Source organism: Nostoc sp. ChiQUE02, from assembly GCF_034531305.2.
In the GTDB taxonomy this organism is placed as follows: Bacteria; Cyanobacteriota; Cyanobacteriia; order Cyanobacteriales; family Nostocaceae; genus Nostoc.
Window position 1 is genome coordinate 251,033 of sequence record NZ_JAVRBN020000007.1, and the last position, 17,297, is coordinate 268,329.

Genomic DNA, 17,297 nt, shown 5'->3' on the forward strand with positions numbered 1-17,297 from the left:
AGTTGGGATAAGGTATGGGAAAAAGGTGTTTTAGTTCTGTTGAGCTTTCTTCCCATAGTTTGGTTTTATTGTGCCAACTTACTTACGCTACGCTTACTTATTTCGCATATTAATTAATCGATAAATATATTAATTTACCAAGTTTTTACTCTCATAATCTTCTGGCGAAATAATTGATATGCATATCCAGTAAAGTGAGCAATCGGCATACTTAATAAAGTAGTACCACAAAAAAACCAACGACTAAAAAATGATGGTATTTTATCTTCATCACCTCTCCAAATTTCCGAAGGAAAGCTTTTCCAATATACCAAATTAACTCGTAAACTCTCTAAAAAAGGCAAAAATAAACCTATTGTAATTAATATTTCTACAGGTAAACCTAGCTTGGGAAATAGTAAATCAACAATCAGCAGTAAAATGACAGTAGATATAAAAACAAAAGGTATCAAACCCCTCAACTGTGATTGGATTTGGTGTTTTGTACTCGTTAAATAGCGACCTCTGCCATATTTAAAATATTGAATCAACAAAGACTTCCAGTTTTTTCGAGGATAGTACCAGGCACGAATTTTGGAGTCAATATATATTGCTTGTTTATTTTGAGCAATTAATCTTTGATTTAATTCAGCATCTTGATTAGTAATTTGTGTTGTATCAAATGCTTTTTTTAATCTCAAATTCAATTCAGCATCTTCATTAGAACTTGTTTTTAAATTATAGCCTTGTATCTCTAGTAAACTCTTTTTCCAGAAACACCCTAAATAAACTGTATCCGCATAGCCTGTATAGTTCGGATTTCTATATTTAGCTCCACCATTACCAAGAAAACTTTTGGATGCAAGGGAAACACCAGCTTGGAAGGAAGTTTGTGCAACAAAACGCTGCGCTCCACCAACATTGCTAGCTTTTGATTCTAGCAAAGCCTCTATACATCTTTCAATGTAGTCAGGTGCATAATCTGAATGGGCATCAATTCTAATAAAAATATCACCTACACATTCAGACAAAATTAAATTAAGACCAGCCGATTGAATTTTATCAGGATTGTGTATTAATTTAACTCGTGCATCTTTATCTGAGAGTTTTTTGACTATTTCTTGAGTACCATCATTGCTGCCACCATCAGCTACAAATATCTCGATTAGGTTAGGATAATTTGTTCTTAAAAACCCTAAAACCAGGTTTTCTATAAAATTTACCTCGTTATAGGTTGGTATGGCTACGGTTACAGAGGGAAAAGTCTTGACTCTGGGTTCAAATAACATATTAGACTTAGCTATCATATTCAATTTACTTTGGATAAATAAAAAATTAAATTACAAGAAGATTTTCATAGGGATCATCATAAAGCGCATACATGCTTTTAAAAAGCACAAACTATCAGTTTTGAAGCTATTAATAGGAGATAGTGTAAAGTATTTCTTACGTAACTCTCTGTGTATCTTATAATGTTTAAAGACTTTTATAGAAGATACACCTGTCGTGTCATAGTAAGAAATTGGAAAATAGAGCAGGTATGGTTGAGCAATCAAAGAGGCTCTAATATTAAAATCATAATCCATTTCTAAAGTTAGCCGCTCATCATATAAGCCGACTTCCTGGAGAAGTTTTTGTGAGAAAATAGTAGACTGGTGACAGATAGGATTGCGAGATAAAAATAAGTTTTGATCCCAATGGCTATACTGCTTAATATGTCTTTTTAAGTATTGTTTCCGGCTCAAAGAGATAGTTTCTCCAAATGCCCAAAGCCACTTTTGTTTTATATAAGAATCTACAATTTTAGTAATTACGCCTTTATTAACTAAAGTATCTCCAGAATTTAAAAAAATCAATAGATTACCTGATGATTTCATTAATCCCACGTTAAAAGCATTAGCAATCCCAATACCATTTTGCTGGAATATATTTACTTTTTTTTCATGATTATATTGATTAATAATGAAAACTGTTTCGTCTGTAGAATTTCCATCAATAATAATGTGGTTTATATATTTGTAATCTTGCATACTAACACTATCTAAAGTTTTAAGTATACAATTGGAAGAATTTTTTGTGAGAGTAATTACGTCAACTTGAATTAGGTTATTCATGATTTTTTAAACTTATAGTGAGCTATTTACCATCGAGAAATAGCGAGATCAATATAATCTATAATAGATGATGTAAATATATGACCTTCTAAGTAATTAAATGTAGGATTTGCACGAGAGTTAGCTTGTAAAAAATAAATAAAGTAACTAAACAATAACGTAACTAAAGTAAGCATAGACAAAAACTTTATTGTTGGTTTAAGGTTACTCCTTCTTTCTAAAGGTAAATAGAAGAAAATTCCTAAAAAGGATAGAAGTATAAGACTCAATCTCAAAGGAAGGTAATCAAGATTACGGGTGAATAGGAATAAAATTGACTGCAACGCATAAAGACATAACATACTTAAATCTAAACGTTTTTCTTCTGAAGTAAGGCTAGAATTTAAAGTTGTCTCAATGTAATTATCTCGTGAGAGATTTATATAAAAATAACCAAGAAATACTATAAGCACTAAATGAGCTAGAAAACCTATACTAGCTAATTGGTTTTTTACAAAAAATGCACTTTTAGCGGCTAAGAAACTAAGTTGGGGAATACTACTAATTTTATCAAAGATAGATGCAATAGTAGCTTGATTAACAGAATATATTAATCCGAATACAAATAAAGTGATACTGATATATTTAAGTAAAACACTAATTTTATGAAAGTTTTTATCTTTTAATAAGCTATTTACATCAAGAAATTGCATAATTATTATAGGTAAATAAAGGATTGTCGAGTAATGATTTATAATACTCAAAAACAAAAATAATATACAAATAACCTTATTTTTTGTAGAAACTAATGCACACAGAAAAAAAGTACTAGACATGAATTGGCGCATTATAAATGCTTGAAGATAAAATGCCGGATTTAGTAAAACAAAAAATATCAGTAAAGCATAATAGTTTTTTGAAAATCCCTTACAGATTACGAAAAATGTTAGAAAATTAATAATAAAAGACCAAAATAATAAGAAGCCAGTATCTGAACCATTACAAATAATAAATAATATAGAAGCAAGAAAATAAAAACCTGGTTCAAATGGGAAATTGGCTGATTGAAAACATTCTACAGGATTATCACCATTACAATCTCGATACGCTATTAAATATTGCTCGGTATCAGCTTGAATATCTATAAGACAACAGAAAAGAGCGATGGTGACTGCAACTAGCACAAGTATAGAATTATTGAGTAAGCTGTCTATGCTATAAGATTTTGAGTTTCTATTGAGAAATACAAATAAAACTAGTGGTAAAACTCCAATTATCGGAATGTTTAGCCATATAATTATTCCAACAAATAATAAAAAATACTTTTGATAGTTGGTTTGGACACTTGATAAATTAAAATCCATTCTCTAATTATATATTTAGGTAATTTAGGTAATCAAAGTTTTTTGAAATAAACCTAACCAGATTATATGTTCTTCTCTATCCATACTGATAATAGTAAATAAACTATAAATTTGACCTTTAGTCCAATTCCACATGATCAATGCTTCTGCTTTATTGTTCGGATTAATTGAAGCTTTAACATAGCAAACAATTATTTGCAAAAATCCCTTAAAAATTCGGAGAATAGATACAAGCAACCAAATATAATAAGAACGGTTCCAACGCATAGCAGCAATGTAAGGAGCTGCGGCACCAAAACCATACATTAAGTTAAAAAGATAAGTTTCTGATATGCGCTTTGTGGGGATAAAATGGTGCAGCACACAATCAGGCGTATACCAAAGTTGATAACCTGCATTCAGAATTCGTAAAACTATCTCAGAATCTCCTCCTGCACTCAGCTTTTTTCCTTCTCTATCGTTGAGTAATTGTTTATCTAACCAGCCACTTTCCTCAAGGGCAGTTCTACGAAGAACTAAACCTGCACCTGGAATCTGGTAATTACGCCGATTTAACTGTTTTGAAGTTTCGCCGCGCTCATAGGCAGCATATTTACCTGAATGTTTGACAAGGATGGGGGAAGGAGTTATTTCCCAATCGAGAACTACTTTGCCACCAAAAGCACCACAATTTGGATGAGATACAGCAAATTGTATTGCTTTATCTATCCAGTTTTCTGATAAAAGGCAATCATCATCAACAAAAGCAAGCCATTTACTAGTTGTATTTTTAATTCCACATAAACGGGCGTGAGTTAATCCTTGTTTTTGCTCTACTATCCTACGCAAGCCGGGTATTATTTGTAAATTAATATGTTTTTCAACAACAGCACTAGTATTATCTGTACAGTTATTATCTACAACTAAAACTGTCCATTGATAGCTAGGAGATACTTTTGATAAAGAAAGGGCTGTAAGAACACGATCTAGCAAATTAGCGTTATTATAAGTACAAATTATTATATCCATGAATCCAACCCTAAATTAGTTTTTTAATTGAAACTTATTTGAAAAATATAACTCTAAAGCTTATTTTTAGCGGCGATATATTTTTTGATAGCTGAAAAACTGTAGTTATTACTAATAGCGAACCATGCCATTAAAATAGCTATTTGTATCGAACATATAATACATCTTACTAGATAATCGTTTGGAAGCTGAAAGTTTAATAACACAACTATAAAAAACCAAATTAATGGGAACCATAACCATTGAAACCAGAGAGTATAAGAAACAGATAAACGTTTCATTCCAAATACAGTTACCAAAAAGGTTGTGAGATATCCCAAATTACCTATAATTGCTCCTGTTAAACCAAAGTTATAAGCACCAATAGCAATTAATCCTAGTGACGAAAAACTGCCTAGCAACTGAATCAATGCACAAGCCTTAACTGCATTTGTTCCTAACAAAGAATAGTAGCCGACAGCATGACATGAATAAAGTGCGTAAATTCCTGTTGCAATACAAAAGGTAATGAAGTATTGACTTGCAGTTTGCTCAGAAAATAATAGTTTGAGAATTAATGGGGAAAGTGTTATGAGAGTTGCTCCCATTCCTAAAGCAACTAATCCATTGATTTGGGTAGCTTGTTTAAGTTGCTGTTCTAGTTGACGCTGATTAATGTTCTGCTGTCCAATGAGATTGCTTAAAGTTGGAAGCAAAGGCTGTACAGGTAATGCAGAAAATGAGTTGATTTGCGCCGTGATATCAGTAATTCCTGCATATACTCCAAGCACCTGACTACCTAACAAGCTACCGACAATCAGCCGATCGCCTCTACTAAAAAGCATACTTCCCAATGTATTTAACCACATCATTAAGCTGTAGCCTCCTACTGCTACTGCTTTGTGTTGATTCCAACTCAGACGCAGGTTCATATTTTGGAGTAGCGATCGCACTACCCAGATATGACTAAACAAACTCACTACACCGATTCCAGCCTGCCACTGCATTAACTCAACTGTGCGACCTCCTAGCCAAACTACAATCAACATTCCGACATTGAGTAGCACAGACTGTATTGTATTCAGCACATTCATTAAGTCATAGCGCTGATGGGCTTGTTCGACACCAATCAAAATTTGTTGCAACAATCGCGCCGCTACTACTAACCCACCAATTTTGATAGCCTGTATAACTTTTAACTGTTGTAACTGACCCAATTTAGGAAATAAATTCATAATCGGTTCAGCACCCATCCAAAGAGCAACTACTGCTAAAGTTGCCAATATTAGCATTGCCCCAATAGTTACAGTCAAGGTTTGCGATAGTCCATCAACATCTTTCTTTCCTAAGTCTTGGGAAACAAATACAGTTGTGGCTGTGGAAAGACCTGCTTCAGCTAAAGTAACCATTACCACCACAGCAGAAGCTAGAGTCCATAGTCCATACTCTTCAATTCCCAACAGGCGAATTAGTATAGGGATAATTAGTATGCCTAGCCCTATTTTGATTAATCCTGTTATTGAGTTGTAAAAACCGTTCTTAAGTAAGCTATTTTTCACCAAAAATATTCTCTTTTAATACAAGTATTACCGCAAAAATACTAAAATAGTTAAGTTAAATCGCCATCAAGGGATTAGGAAATGCGTATATTGGGAAACTTCAGTTCACCCTTACCATTCCGTAGCTTGCCGCCGTAGGCATCGCTGCTATTTTTGTTGTAATAACCCTTCTGGTTGTAGTAAATAAAACCACTATCAGCAGTAACTCCATTCATCACCATTCCCAAAACACGCGATCGCGCTTGCTCAAGCATCATCTTCGTACTCTTAGCAACAGCACAATCAAGCACTCCAGGACGTACAACTAGCAATATCCCATCTGCCATCTTGCCCAGCATCAGTGCATCACCAAACAAACTCAAGGCAGGAGTATCAATAATAACGCAATCATAGTCTTTGGCTGCCTCTTGAATTAACAAAGCCATACGCTGTGAATCTAGCAATGCTGCGGGGTTCGGTGGAATTGTCCCAGCCGTTAATATATCCAAATTAACTAATACTTCTTGAGTAGTGTGGCGAAACTCCGCTTGACCAACTAAAACATTACTTAGTCCGGCTGGGTTAGATAATTTCCAAATTTCTTGTTGGCAGGAGTGACGCATATCCGCATCTACTAATAGGATTCTGCGTCCCATGTGTGCCTTGGCTACTGCCAGATTTGCTGCTACAAATGATCTGCCTTCACCTGGAGTTGAACTAACTACGGCAATTACTTTTAGTGGTTTATCAGAGATAGTAAAATCCAGGTTCGTCTGAAGCATCTCAAAGGCTGAACTTGCTCCCGAATATGGATTATCTCTCACCGGCAGTTCTACTAAAGCTTCCCCACCATTTTTAGCTTTTTGACCCAAGTGAGGAATCGTACCGAGTAAAGGATAACCTAATAACTGCTGGGCTTGCTCAAGAGTTTTGAGAGATTGATCCATAGCTTCTAACATCAGAGCTAACCCTACACCCAGTAAAATTCCCACAAATCCACCTAGCGCCAGGTAAAGGGCAATTTTGGGAGAAACAGCTTTTTTAGGAAGTAAAGCCGCAGATACTACCCTGGCATTACCGACATTCTGATTTACTACTACCTCGACTTCTTGCGATCGCTTCAGCAGTTCTTCATAGGTAGACCTCGCTACTTGCAACTGTCGCTCTAACTGCTGCTGTTTTTCTTGCAGTTGGGGTAAGACACTCAATCGTCTTTGGGAAAGTGCGTATGCATTCTGCAAAACTGTAACTCGGTTAGCTAATGCTGACCGTTCTACATCCGACTGTACCAGTTGGGCCAGTAGGGTCTGCTTGAGTTCTCCCATCCCTAAATTCTGCACTGGTACAGATTTTTCTCTGCCTGCATTCTCAAAAATTCGAGTCTCTAGCTGCTTTTTCAGGGCTGCTTCTTTTGCTAATAAATTAGCGATCGCAGGATGTTTGTCTGTATAACGAGTCTGTTCTACTGCTAACTGATTTTGCACCTGCTGGTATTCTGTTAATACCTCCTGCACAGCTTTTGATTGAGTTAAATTTCCCATATCCACAGCCTGCTGCGAATTCAATCTCAATTGACGTTCCAGAAGTTGTGAGCGAGTTTCAGCATCCGTTAAATTTGCCTGAGCTTGGGTAATCTGGTCTGATAAATCCGCAAGTCTGTCCACTCCTTTTGCCGCTTCTTGCTCTAGGGCTATTACCCGATTTTCTTCTTTAAACCGACGCAAAGCTGCCTCTGATTTGACTACCCTTGCTTCAACTTCAGGCAATTGCTTGGTCAAAAACTTCTGCGCCACTGTCGCTTGGGTTTGGTTAATGCGAATATTGTTTTCCAGGTAATATCTCATCAGCAAATTCACCACATCTGCGGCTTCTTTGGGATTGCTACTGCTGTAGGAAATCGCCAAAATATCTGTACCCCGGACACTCTTAATTTTGATTTTTTTGAGGAACTCATCTATTTCCAAGGGTGTTCCTTGCTTACCTACCAAGTTGAGACTAGTGATAGTTTTTTCAACTATCGGGTTAGAACGAATTACCTCTGCTTCTGTATCCAACGGGCTGCTGAGTTGAGTCACACTGCTCAACTCTCCAACTTGTGCCGAGGGACTTGTCAGCGAAGAAACCCGGTCAGTTTTGCTGAAGAGCAACTTGCCTTCTGCTTCATAAATTGGTTTTTGTCTGATAGCAATTAAAGCTGACAGTCCAAAAACAGAGGCAGTCACCGCAGCTATGACTAGCCAACGCCTTTTCAGAATCAGCGAGTATTGTTGCAAATCTGGGGATTGGTCTTCTTGGTTAGAGGGCATGGAATATATTGCGAATATCTGAAATACTTACTAATTCTGCTTCACAATTTGGTAGCGCAAGATAATTGTTTAGACATACTTAAGTATAATTATCTATAAAAAACTTGTATAAAAAGCCTGAAATCTTCCTGTAATTTTTGGATTACTTTCCTTCTTATTACATCTTTTTAGTTTTATCCCAGAAACATTATTGAAATGTCAAGGTATTTTTAATCTTCTTTCTCTGAGATTTTATATTACTTTGACAAGTATTTAAATTAAATAAAACTTTAACCTTCATAGAACCTTTTAACACTAGTATATAAAATTACACAAGCTAAATTAGACAATTTCTATCTTATTGTATATATGGTTTAAAAATTTTTATTTATCAAGTATTAGTACGTAAAAATTTTGCTTGCTCTAGTGTTGTTGACTTAACTAGTAATTACGCCTTGAGAAAAACGTAAACCCTTGTAAACAGGGAATATTAGATTACTGCATCCTTAATATTTACAATATTTTATACTGATTTTTTAACAATACTTTGCTATGTTGAACAAATTTTTACCAAAAATAAATCTATATGTCAATACGTATTTTCAAGTAAATTTATGCTAATTAAATTTCAAGTTTATATTGACGACATTCATGGCATCATGCAAATATAAAGCTTAGACAGCTAACCTAAGTAAGATGTATGTAGTACATACATGCCACGTAAACACACTGACAACTGCCCTTCCAGTCCATAATACCCAATACCCAATTCTTTTGAAAAACAGAGCATCACAAAAGGTTGTTATTTATGTATGCTTTGATACAAAAGATTTAATCTTTATTACTACCATCTTTGAATCTCTTGCTGCCTTTAACAAACCAATAAATACCAGGATACTGAAGAATCAGAAAAATCAATGACTCTTACAAGTTATGTCAGTTCTCCTGCCAATACTAGGTTGCCAAACATAGTTCGCAGCCTACCGATATTGCTCTTGTTAGGGGATATTTTTGGGTTGCTCATTTGTTTAGCGATCGCACAATGGTTGCGTTTAGATCAACCCTTACATTGGCTCAATCCATTGCCTTACGGATTTGTCTGCATGACACTTGCAGCACTTTATTTAGCAGATGCGTACCATCCAGATCGGCAAATTGCAGGTTTAAGAGCGCCTGCTCGAATCATTGTTTGTAACATTGCGATCGCATTCTTCATTTCTGCCCTCATTTACTTGTCAGGTATTGGCAAACAGAATCCTATATCGTGGCGGAGCGTCTTCTTACCTAGCGTCGGGATCTTTACCATTTGGGCAGTAATATTGCGCGTGGTAGCAGTGAAATGGGTGCGATCGCACGCCCTGAAAAGTCATTGGTTAATACTAGGATCGGGGAATAACACCATTAAATTTGCACAAAAATTGTTGGTACTTAATCCTTTAGGAAAGTTGACTGTTCTAGCAGAGGAAAATCAAACAACCATAGACTTACCAAAAAGCAATCTGAGTTATCAGGGAAATCTGAGCGATTTGCCACAATGGAGTCAAAAATCCTGGTCTGGGGTCATAGTTACAGCCCAGATAAATTTTTCCAAATCTCAAGCCCAACAGTTAATGCAGATGCGCTTGCGAGGCATACCAGTTTACACATTGCCGGATGTTTACGAAACATTTTGGTATAAACTACCTTCCTCGCTGCTACAAGATAAATGGTTGGCTTTTAGCGATGGTTTTAACCTAATGCCTGGTTACTTCAGTATGAAACTGAAGCGGGTTGTCGATCTGATATTGATCCTGTTTTTATTAGTATTGGTTGCACCACTTCTGTTGTTGGTTGCATTACTAATTAGATTAGATAGTCCTGGCCCAGTATTGTACAGTCAGCGGCGAAGTGGCTTGTACGGTAAACCATTTAGAGTTTATAAATTTCGCTCCATGTATCAGGATGCAGAAAAGTGGGGGGCGCAGTGGGCAAGTCAACGCGATCCACGGATCACGAGAGTCGGATACTGGCTACGTTTGTTGCGTATTGATGAATTACCCCAAATCTGGAACGTCTTACAGGGTGAAATGAGTCTGATTGGCCCGCGTCCAGAACGACCAGAATTTGATGTCAAACTTAAAGAAGCGATTCCCTACTATGAAATACGCTATCTGGTAAAACCGGGAATTACAGGCTGGGCACAGGTTATGTATCCCTATGGAGCATCTATCGAAGATGCTTACGAAAAGCTTTCTTACGATCTGTACTACATCAAAAATTATTCCATTTGGTTGGATTTAGCGATCGCCTTCAAAACCATTCGAGTTGTTTTGTTAGGTAAAGGTAGATAAGGAAAAAGAAATGAAGAAGAAGATATTGGTAACTGGCGGTGCTGGTTACATTGGTTCCCATGTAGTTCGTCAACTGGGGGAAGCTGGTTATGATGTCGTAGTCTACGACAACTGCTCTACAAGTTCACCAGCATCCGTACTACACGGGAAACTAATTATTGGCGATTTGGTAGACACCGGGCATCTTTATCAAATTTTTGCCCAGCATGAATTCAGCGCAGTCTTACACTTTGCTGCTAGTCTGATTGTTCCAGAATCAGTAGCTCATCCACTCGATTACTATGCGAACAACACCCGCAATACTTTAAATTTGCTGCGCTGCTGTAGTGTAATGGGTGTTAACAAGTTCATTTTTTCCAGCACAGCCGCAGTCTATGGGGAAGTGAAAGAAAATCCTGTTACTGAGTCGAATCCCACACAGCCCATCAATCCTTACGGACGTTCCAAGTTGATGAGTGAATGGCTGATCCAGGACTATGCGGCAGCATCTTCAATGCGCTACGTAATTCTACGTTACTTCAATGTAGCAGGTTCTGAACCACGTGGACTATTAGGGCAAATGTCACCCAATGCCACTCACTTAATTCGGGCTGCTTGTGATGCGGCACTCAAGCGCAAGCCGGAAGTACGAATTTTTGGTACTGATTTTCCTACGCCAGATGGAACCGCAATCCGAGACTATATCCACGTCGAGGATTTGGCGACTGCTCATTTAGATGCTTTAGATTACTTAGAAAAAAGAGGTGAAAGCCAAATTTTTAACTGCGGTTATGGGCAAGGATATAGCGTCCGACAAGTTATTGAAAGAGTTAAGGCTATTTCTGGTGTAGATTTTCCCGTGATTGCCGCACCACGTCGTCCGGGCGATCCTGCCTGTGTTGCAGCTTGTGCAGATAAAATCCGTAGGGTTTTGGGTTGGCAACCGAAGCACGATGATTTAGACGAAATTATCGACACAACTATTACTTGGGAAAAACAGAGGAGTAACTTGGCAAAGCAAAGGCATCTAAATATGGCGTATGCATAATTAAATTAAAACTCTGACAGCTAATTAACCTTGTACTCTGGAATTCACATAAGCATTATCACCAAATAAAGGCACACAATCACTGATGTTAAAGGCGGCTGATAATTCAACATCTGCCTCAAAACCTTTTTCAATCAACTCTTTTCCAGAACTACATTTTTTTAAGTACCCTAGTAAATCCTGCTGGAAAGCTTGAAATGTTGCCACAGCCACTTCAGCTTCTGGTGATAAACTGCCATGTAAATAACTAAGAATTGCCCCAGCACCAATTAAATCTTCAAATGCAGGCCGTAGGCTACCATCCTCTTTCCACCTTTCACCGGCAGGAATTACAGCGATTTTATCGCCATACTTTTGAGCAAACTGCGCTACAGCTTGACAATTTCGTAAGCAACCAGCCAAAGTTGGTGTATTTCCAGTATGTAAAGTCAGAAAAGAACCGTTAGGTGAGGGTAAAACTAGTCTAGTTCCAGCAGGAATCTGAGCCACCGATTTTGGCGAGAGAGAATATCCAGTTGTAGTCCAACGTTGTCTATGGCTTGCCAACTCTGCTTGCACTGACTTAGCATAATCTATGGCTGATTCATCTTTATATGCGTAGGGAAAAATTATCGCGCCGTTGTTGGTGGCAATTTCCACGCAGGTAGAAAAAGAGAGAACGTCAACTATTACAACTAAATCACTGATAGGAGCGAGTTCAGCAACTCCTTGTGGCCCCCATTCACAGCGTAAATTAAACTCTGATTGGTTGTAAATCATTGGTGCGATCGCAAAAGACAATATGATAAAAATCAAAACATAGATTAACCAAGCGAGTGTAAATAATTAAAGGTTTGTAGTAAGCACTTCAGTGCTAATCTGAGGGCTTCAGCCTTCATTAAGAACTAAAGGTTAGCAGTTATAATCAATATAAAACTTAAAAGCTCAAAATATTATGAATTTAACTGTAAAAGCTTATCCTAACAATACTGCACCCAAGTTAAATTATGATGTGCTGATTGAAAATCAAGAAGATGGCGGAGTTAGTGCGACAGTGCTAGGCTTGCCAGATTTTAAAGGCTCTGGTGTGACTAAAGAAGAAGCACTAGAGAAACTAATTCAACTTTTACAAGAGCGAAAACCAGAAATAGTAACTTTGGAAATTGAACCTCTCCAAACCGAACATCCTTGGATGAAATTTGCGGGTATGTTCAAGGATGATCCGCAATTTGACGAGATGCTGGCATATATAGAAGCTGATCGTCGTGAACTTGACGCACAAATGGAGGAATATTATCGGCAACTTGATGTGGAGAATGAAACTAAGTGACTTTATGAATACTTGATACGGATCACGTCTCACTCTTTCAACAGCAACATCCAGTTGTCACCCAGCATATCAATGCAGTTAATGCTATTAGGTTATGCCAAGTTGCAGGCTACTTTAGAGTTTTTCAAAAATGTGCGATCGCTAGGATTTGACGAGTATACTATTAATTGTTACGAAGACTTGATTCGTCAAAGAATCCGCATTGGTACACAAGATTTACGCATTGCGGCAATTACGTTGTCGATGAATGGTATTTTAGTAACCCGCAACCGGAAGGATTTTGAGAAAGTTCCTAATTTGTCTCAAAGCTAAATTGACTTATTTATTTACTGATTACCTGGCAATTGTTGAATCTTTTTAAGGATTTCCCTAGCTTTTTTATTTCCTAACCTTGCAGCTTTTTGTAAATTTTCGATTTCTTGATACTTATTTCCCAGCTTGAAATGGACACCACTCAATAAAAAATAAGCTTTATCATTATTGGGATTTATCTGAATTGATTCATTACAGTCACCTAGTGCATCACCGTAATCTTTCAATTGGAAACGGGCTAAACACCTATTAAAGTAGTCTTTATCAATGTTGTGATTAATTATCTGTTGCCTAAAAAGTATTAAGTTGAACTCACTGCTACCCGGGCGATTAATCCGGAGCTTGACTACAGTGCCCTCTTCACCTCCTATTAAATTGGAGATATCTTTGGCACTCATGTTTAATGTATTCAGAGTTAAGGAATTCCGTTAGATATTTATCTTCTTCCTCTGGATTAACAGGTTCGTGCAAGTATTCCTCTAAAGGTTTAAAGAAAGGCGAGAATGGTTGCCAGTCGCTCAAGCGAATTGCTACTTTTTCTAGTCCATCAGTGGAAGCACAAATAAACTCTTGTTTTTCGGGAATGACCTTTACCTGCATTTCTTTTAGTACATTTGTTGAGGTGATAAAAGTTGTTTCATTAGCAAACTCACCTTTATCTGGCTGAAACAACAGTTGATATTCTGACCCTTGGGAACGCATTACAATAAATCCATCCCCGATTTGCATAGCTGCAACGCAGTCAGGAGTTGCAACAAAAACCAACAACGTACAAGCTAAATCATTGACAGAATAATCTTCTTTGGCTGCTTTCTTATCTAATTCTGTAAGAACTTGGTTCACAATCTTAGCAAACAGTTTCTGAGCTTCTTCTTGGGACAGTGGTTGAGAAAAACCTTGCTCTAATTCTTCTTGTTTCTCAGGATATTCATTAATATCAGAAAAGCATTTGAGTACTGTTTCTACCGCCAACCGAGAACCAACATCAGAATGTTTAGCAATACCAGCACCATCAGCAACAGCACCTACAATCACATCATCCAAGATGCGATAATCCCCATAATCTTGACAACCTATCCCCTGTTTTTGATGACTCGTTCCAATCTCGGAACGTGCAACAGCTTTCCAATTCACAAAATTTCCTCTAACTAGTAATTTGACCCCATCCCATAGCTGGTAAAGCTACAGCTTGCCCCACTTTGCCACTAGAAACCCGTTTCATCGAAGCGGAAAGCCAGACAAACATCTCACGAAAATCTAAGCCGTTTAGCGTAACTGGTGGACGTTCAGGAGGAGAAATTTGTTTGAGGATATTCATATCAGCACCCTGTACACCAACCGCAAAAAATGACAGTCGGCTTTGTGCTTCTGCTTCTCTCAACCTTTGCGCGGCTGAATTCCAGGAGTCATTTGGCTCTCCGTCTGTAATCAAAAATACCCAAGGGCGATAATAGAGAATACCGTTGTCTTTATAAGTCTGTTTACGGTTTTCTAGAAAATCTAAAGCATACTCAATCGCCGCACCCATTGGGGTTAAACCACCTACTTCCAATATAGGCGGTGTAAATTGGTCAATCGTTACAAAGTCTTGCGTGAGTTTAACTATGGGACCAAATGTAATCATAGCCACTTCCACACTCAGCGATGCTTGGGAATCTTTGAGTACATCTGCTTTGAAAGCAGCAAGTCCTCGATTTAACTCTTGGATAGGCTGGCCTGACATAGAGCCAGAAGTATCGAGTAAAAGAATCACAGGGCAACGATTTTCTGGATTTTCAACGAATTCAGGCATTCCTACAGCCATTTAATACTCCTGTATAAGTAAATTTTTATACAAAATTATAATTAAATCTTATTAGCTAATAAATACTTAAACACTAGTGTTTTTACTGAAACGACTTCCCTGCTTAAAATATATGGGCTGATAGCGATCGCAATTATCTGTATACCTAAAGTGTTCAGCATTCGCTAAACTCAGAATTGCTGCAATATTGCTCCTGAAATGTCAGACTCCCAAACCGTTAGCGCTGCTGTTGCCAGACTTTACGATACCTATGCCTTCTAAAGATATATTCCATCAATCTGTCCGCACTGCTTTAGAAAAAGATGGTTGGATGATTACCCACGATCCATTGCATCTGAAAGTTGATGACATTGAATTTTTTGTGGATTTAGGAGCAGAAAGACTATTAGCAGCACAAAAACAAGGTCAAAAAATAGCTGTAGAAGTTAAATCCTTTATAGGTGCGTCGGAAGTAACTGAATTTCATCTCGCTTTAGGTCAAACCCTGAATTATCGACTAGCATTAAAAAAAGAACAACCAGAACGCATTTTATATCTAGCTATTAGCCAAGATACATACCAAGACTTTTTCTCACGTCAATTTATTCAAGATTCTTTAAAAGAATATCAAATTAAACTTTTAATATTTAATTCCTTAAGTCAGGACATTGTTTTATGGAAGGAATAAATTACTCTCAAATCATTCAAGAGATTTTAAGTAAGCATTCTGCTAATGATGTGGCTAATGGCACGGAGGTTCAATTGTTATTTGACGCAGAACGCCATCATTATCAAGTCTTAAATATTGGCTGGAAAGAACAACGGAGAATTTATGGAGTGATCATTCATGTTGATATCAAAGACAAAAAAATTTGGATACAAAGAGATGGTACAGAAATCGGTATCGCTAATGAATTAATTGCTGCGGGGGTGTCGAAAGAAGATATTGTATTAGGATTTCATGCTCCTTATAAACGCGAATTTACTGACTTTGCTGTTGGATAAGTAGTAGAAAATAAGCAATAGTAATCTTTGCTCTAATCAGCCACTATCCGCTAAACTCAGAAATGCTGCGTTATTCCTCATCATGTCCGATTCCCAAACCGTTAGTGCTGCTGTTGCCAAACTCTACAATACCTACCCCTTTCCGCCGGAAGCCCTGTTGGATGAACCACCACCAGGCTACAACTGGCGCTGGAATTGGCTAGCTGCTCATAACTTCTGCACCGGTCAAAAACCCCAAAAACAAAATATTCGGATTTTAGATGCAGGTTGCGGTACTGGTGTGGGTACAGAGTACTTGGTTCACCTCAATCCTCAAGCTTCTGTTGTCGGAATTGACCTCAGTACTGGTGCTTTAGCTGTGGCCAAAGAACGTTGTCAGCGTTCAGGGGCTAACCGTGTTGAATTTCATCACCTCAGCTTGTTTGATGTCGAACAGTTGCCGGGTGAGTTTGATTTAATTAACTGTGTTGGCGTTTTGCATCATACCTCCGATCCAATTCGCGGTATTCAAGCCTTGGCGAAGAAGTTAGCTCCAGGCGGCTTAATGCACATTTTTGTGTACGGGGAGTTGGGGCGCTGGGAAATTCAACTGATGCAAAAAGCGATCGCACTTATTCAAGGTGACAAAAAAGGCGATTACCGCGATGGTGTCCAAGTCGGGCGGCAAATATTTGCTTCTCTACCAGAAAATAACCGAATTGTCAAATACGATAAGCAGCGTTGGTCACTAGAAAACAACAAGGATGAATACTTTGCTGATATGTATGTTCATCCCCAAGAAATTGATTACAACATTGAGACGCTGTTTGAATTAATTGATGCTTCGGGATTGGAGTTTATTGGTTTCTCGAATCCGAGTTTCTGGGATTTGGAGAGACTTTTAGGTAAAGCACCAGAGTTAGTAGAACGGGCAAAAGAATTGAGCGATCGCCAGCTTTATCGCCTGATAGAATTATTAGACCCAGAAGTAACTCATTACGAGTTTTTCCTCGGTGGTCCTCCCCTCATCAAAGCCGACTGGTCAGACGATAACGCCCTACTGGTAGCAATTCCCGAACTTAATCCTTGTCTTGAGGGATTTCCCAGTCAATGTTTCTTTAATTACGATTACCAGATTGTTAATTTGTCAGTAACAGAGTTTGAGTTTCTGCAAAGATGTGATGCTAATTCAACAGTTGCAGATATTTTGACAAATGTAGAACTGGGATTAGATGGAGTAAGAACGCTGCTTCAACAGCAGCTGATTTTATTGACGCCTGCTTAGGGAATTCAAGTAAAAAATATC

At 37.6% G+C, this 17,297-nt stretch carries 17 protein-coding genes; 7 read left to right on the forward strand and 10 right to left on the reverse strand.

Annotated elements, in window-relative coordinates; translation table 11 throughout:
* Positions 1 to 134: 134 nt before the first annotated feature.
* The 6 genes from RM347_RS10355 to RM347_RS10380 all read right to left on the reverse strand — a co-directional run bounded on the left by RM347_RS10355 (position 135) and on the right by RM347_RS10380 (position 8,267).
* On the reverse strand, positions 135 to 1,286 hold the full coding sequence (locus tag RM347_RS10355; protein WP_322716342.1) for a glycosyltransferase family 2 protein: 1,152 nt from the start codon (positions 1,284 to 1,286) through the stop codon (positions 135 to 137).
* A gap of 33 nt (positions 1,287 to 1,319) precedes the next feature.
* Positions 1,320 to 2,093 carry a glycosyltransferase gene (locus RM347_RS10360; RefSeq protein WP_322716343.1) on the reverse strand — a complete coding sequence of 258 codons (774 nt, stop codon included), beginning with the start codon at positions 2,091 to 2,093 and terminating at the stop codon, positions 1,320 to 1,322.
* 26 nt (positions 2,094 to 2,119) lie between these two features.
* Positions 2,120 to 3,436 carry an EpsG family protein gene (locus tag RM347_RS10365; RefSeq protein ID WP_322716344.1) on the reverse strand — a complete coding sequence of 439 codons (1,317 nt, stop codon included), beginning with the start codon at positions 3,434 to 3,436 and terminating at the stop codon, positions 2,120 to 2,122.
* 24 nt (positions 3,437 to 3,460) lie between these two features.
* Positions 3,461 to 4,444, reverse strand: coding sequence for a glycosyltransferase (locus RM347_RS10370; protein WP_322716345.1), 984 nt, complete (start codon positions 4,442 to 4,444; stop codon positions 3,461 to 3,463).
* Positions 4,445 to 4,497: 53 nt separating this feature from the next.
* Positions 4,498 to 5,982, reverse strand: a complete 1,485-nt coding sequence (locus tag RM347_RS10375) for a lipopolysaccharide biosynthesis protein (RefSeq protein ID WP_322716377.1) — start codon at positions 5,980 to 5,982, stop codon at positions 4,498 to 4,500.
* 74 nt (positions 5,983 to 6,056) lie between these two features.
* Complete coding sequence (locus RM347_RS10380; RefSeq protein WP_322716346.1) at positions 6,057 to 8,267, reverse strand: GumC family protein; 2,211 nt, start codon at positions 8,265 to 8,267, stop codon at positions 6,057 to 6,059.
* 896 nt (positions 8,268 to 9,163) lie between these two features.
* Here RM347_RS10380 and RM347_RS10385 point away from each other — a divergent pair.
* Together RM347_RS10385 and galE are read left to right on the forward strand one after the other, a co-directional pair.
* Entirely contained in the window at positions 9,164 to 10,576 is a 1,413-nt protein-coding gene (locus tag RM347_RS10385) for a sugar transferase (protein WP_322716347.1), read from the forward strand.
* 10 nt (positions 10,577 to 10,586) lie between these two features.
* Positions 10,587 to 11,603, forward strand: a complete 1,017-nt coding sequence (gene galE / locus RM347_RS10390; RefSeq protein WP_322716348.1) for a UDP-glucose 4-epimerase GalE — start codon at positions 10,587 to 10,589, stop codon at positions 11,601 to 11,603.
* A gap of 24 nt (positions 11,604 to 11,627) precedes the next feature.
* On the opposite strand, the gene RM347_RS10395 is transcribed toward galE, so the two are convergent.
* Complete coding sequence (locus RM347_RS10395) at positions 11,628 to 12,398, reverse strand: 2-phosphosulfolactate phosphatase (protein WP_322716349.1); 771 nt, start codon at positions 12,396 to 12,398, stop codon at positions 11,628 to 11,630.
* Between the two features lie 139 nt (positions 12,399 to 12,537).
* Here RM347_RS10395 and RM347_RS10400 point away from each other — a divergent pair, with 139 nt between their 5' ends.
* Positions 12,538 to 12,912, forward strand: a complete 375-nt coding sequence (locus RM347_RS10400) for a type II toxin-antitoxin system HicB family antitoxin (RefSeq protein WP_322716350.1) — start codon at positions 12,538 to 12,540, stop codon at positions 12,910 to 12,912.
* 72 nt (positions 12,913 to 12,984) lie between these two features.
* Positions 12,985 to 13,224: a type II toxin-antitoxin system VapC family toxin gene (locus RM347_RS10405; protein ID WP_322716351.1), complete on the forward strand. Its 240-nt coding sequence runs from the start codon at positions 12,985 to 12,987 to the stop codon at positions 13,222 to 13,224.
* A 14-nt stretch (positions 13,225 to 13,238) separates the two neighbouring features.
* On the opposite strand, the gene RM347_RS10410 is transcribed toward RM347_RS10405, so the two are convergent.
* The 3 genes from RM347_RS10410 to RM347_RS10420 all read right to left on the reverse strand — a co-directional run bounded on the left by RM347_RS10410 (position 13,239) and on the right by RM347_RS10420 (position 15,028).
* Positions 13,239 to 13,451 (reverse strand): hypothetical protein, encoded by a 213-nt coding sequence (locus tag RM347_RS10410; RefSeq protein WP_428850540.1) that lies wholly within the window; start codon positions 13,449 to 13,451, stop codon positions 13,239 to 13,241.
* Between the two features lie 133 nt (positions 13,452 to 13,584).
* Entirely contained in the window at positions 13,585 to 14,358 is a 774-nt protein-coding gene (locus RM347_RS10415) for a PP2C family serine/threonine-protein phosphatase (protein ID WP_322716352.1), read from the reverse strand.
* 10 nt (positions 14,359 to 14,368) lie between these two features.
* Positions 14,369 to 15,028, reverse strand: coding sequence for a vWA domain-containing protein (locus RM347_RS10420; RefSeq protein ID WP_322716353.1), 660 nt, complete (start codon positions 15,026 to 15,028; stop codon positions 14,369 to 14,371).
* Between the two features lie 250 nt (positions 15,029 to 15,278).
* Between RM347_RS10420 and RM347_RS10425 the strand changes: the two genes are divergently transcribed.
* From RM347_RS10425 to RM347_RS10435, 3 genes are all read left to right on the forward strand, one after another.
* Positions 15,279 to 15,695: a XisH family protein gene (locus RM347_RS10425; RefSeq protein ID WP_322716354.1), complete on the forward strand. Its 417-nt coding sequence runs from the start codon at positions 15,279 to 15,281 to the stop codon at positions 15,693 to 15,695.
* Entirely contained in the window at positions 15,683 to 16,012 is a 330-nt protein-coding gene (locus RM347_RS10430) for a XisI protein (protein ID WP_322716355.1), read from the forward strand. The genes RM347_RS10425 and RM347_RS10430 overlap by 13 nt, the downstream gene beginning before the upstream one ends.
* Positions 16,013 to 16,094: 82 nt before the next feature.
* Positions 16,095 to 17,276, forward strand: coding sequence for a class I SAM-dependent methyltransferase (locus tag RM347_RS10435; RefSeq protein ID WP_322716356.1), 1,182 nt, complete (start codon positions 16,095 to 16,097; stop codon positions 17,274 to 17,276).
* Positions 17,277 to 17,297: the final 21 nt, after the last annotated feature.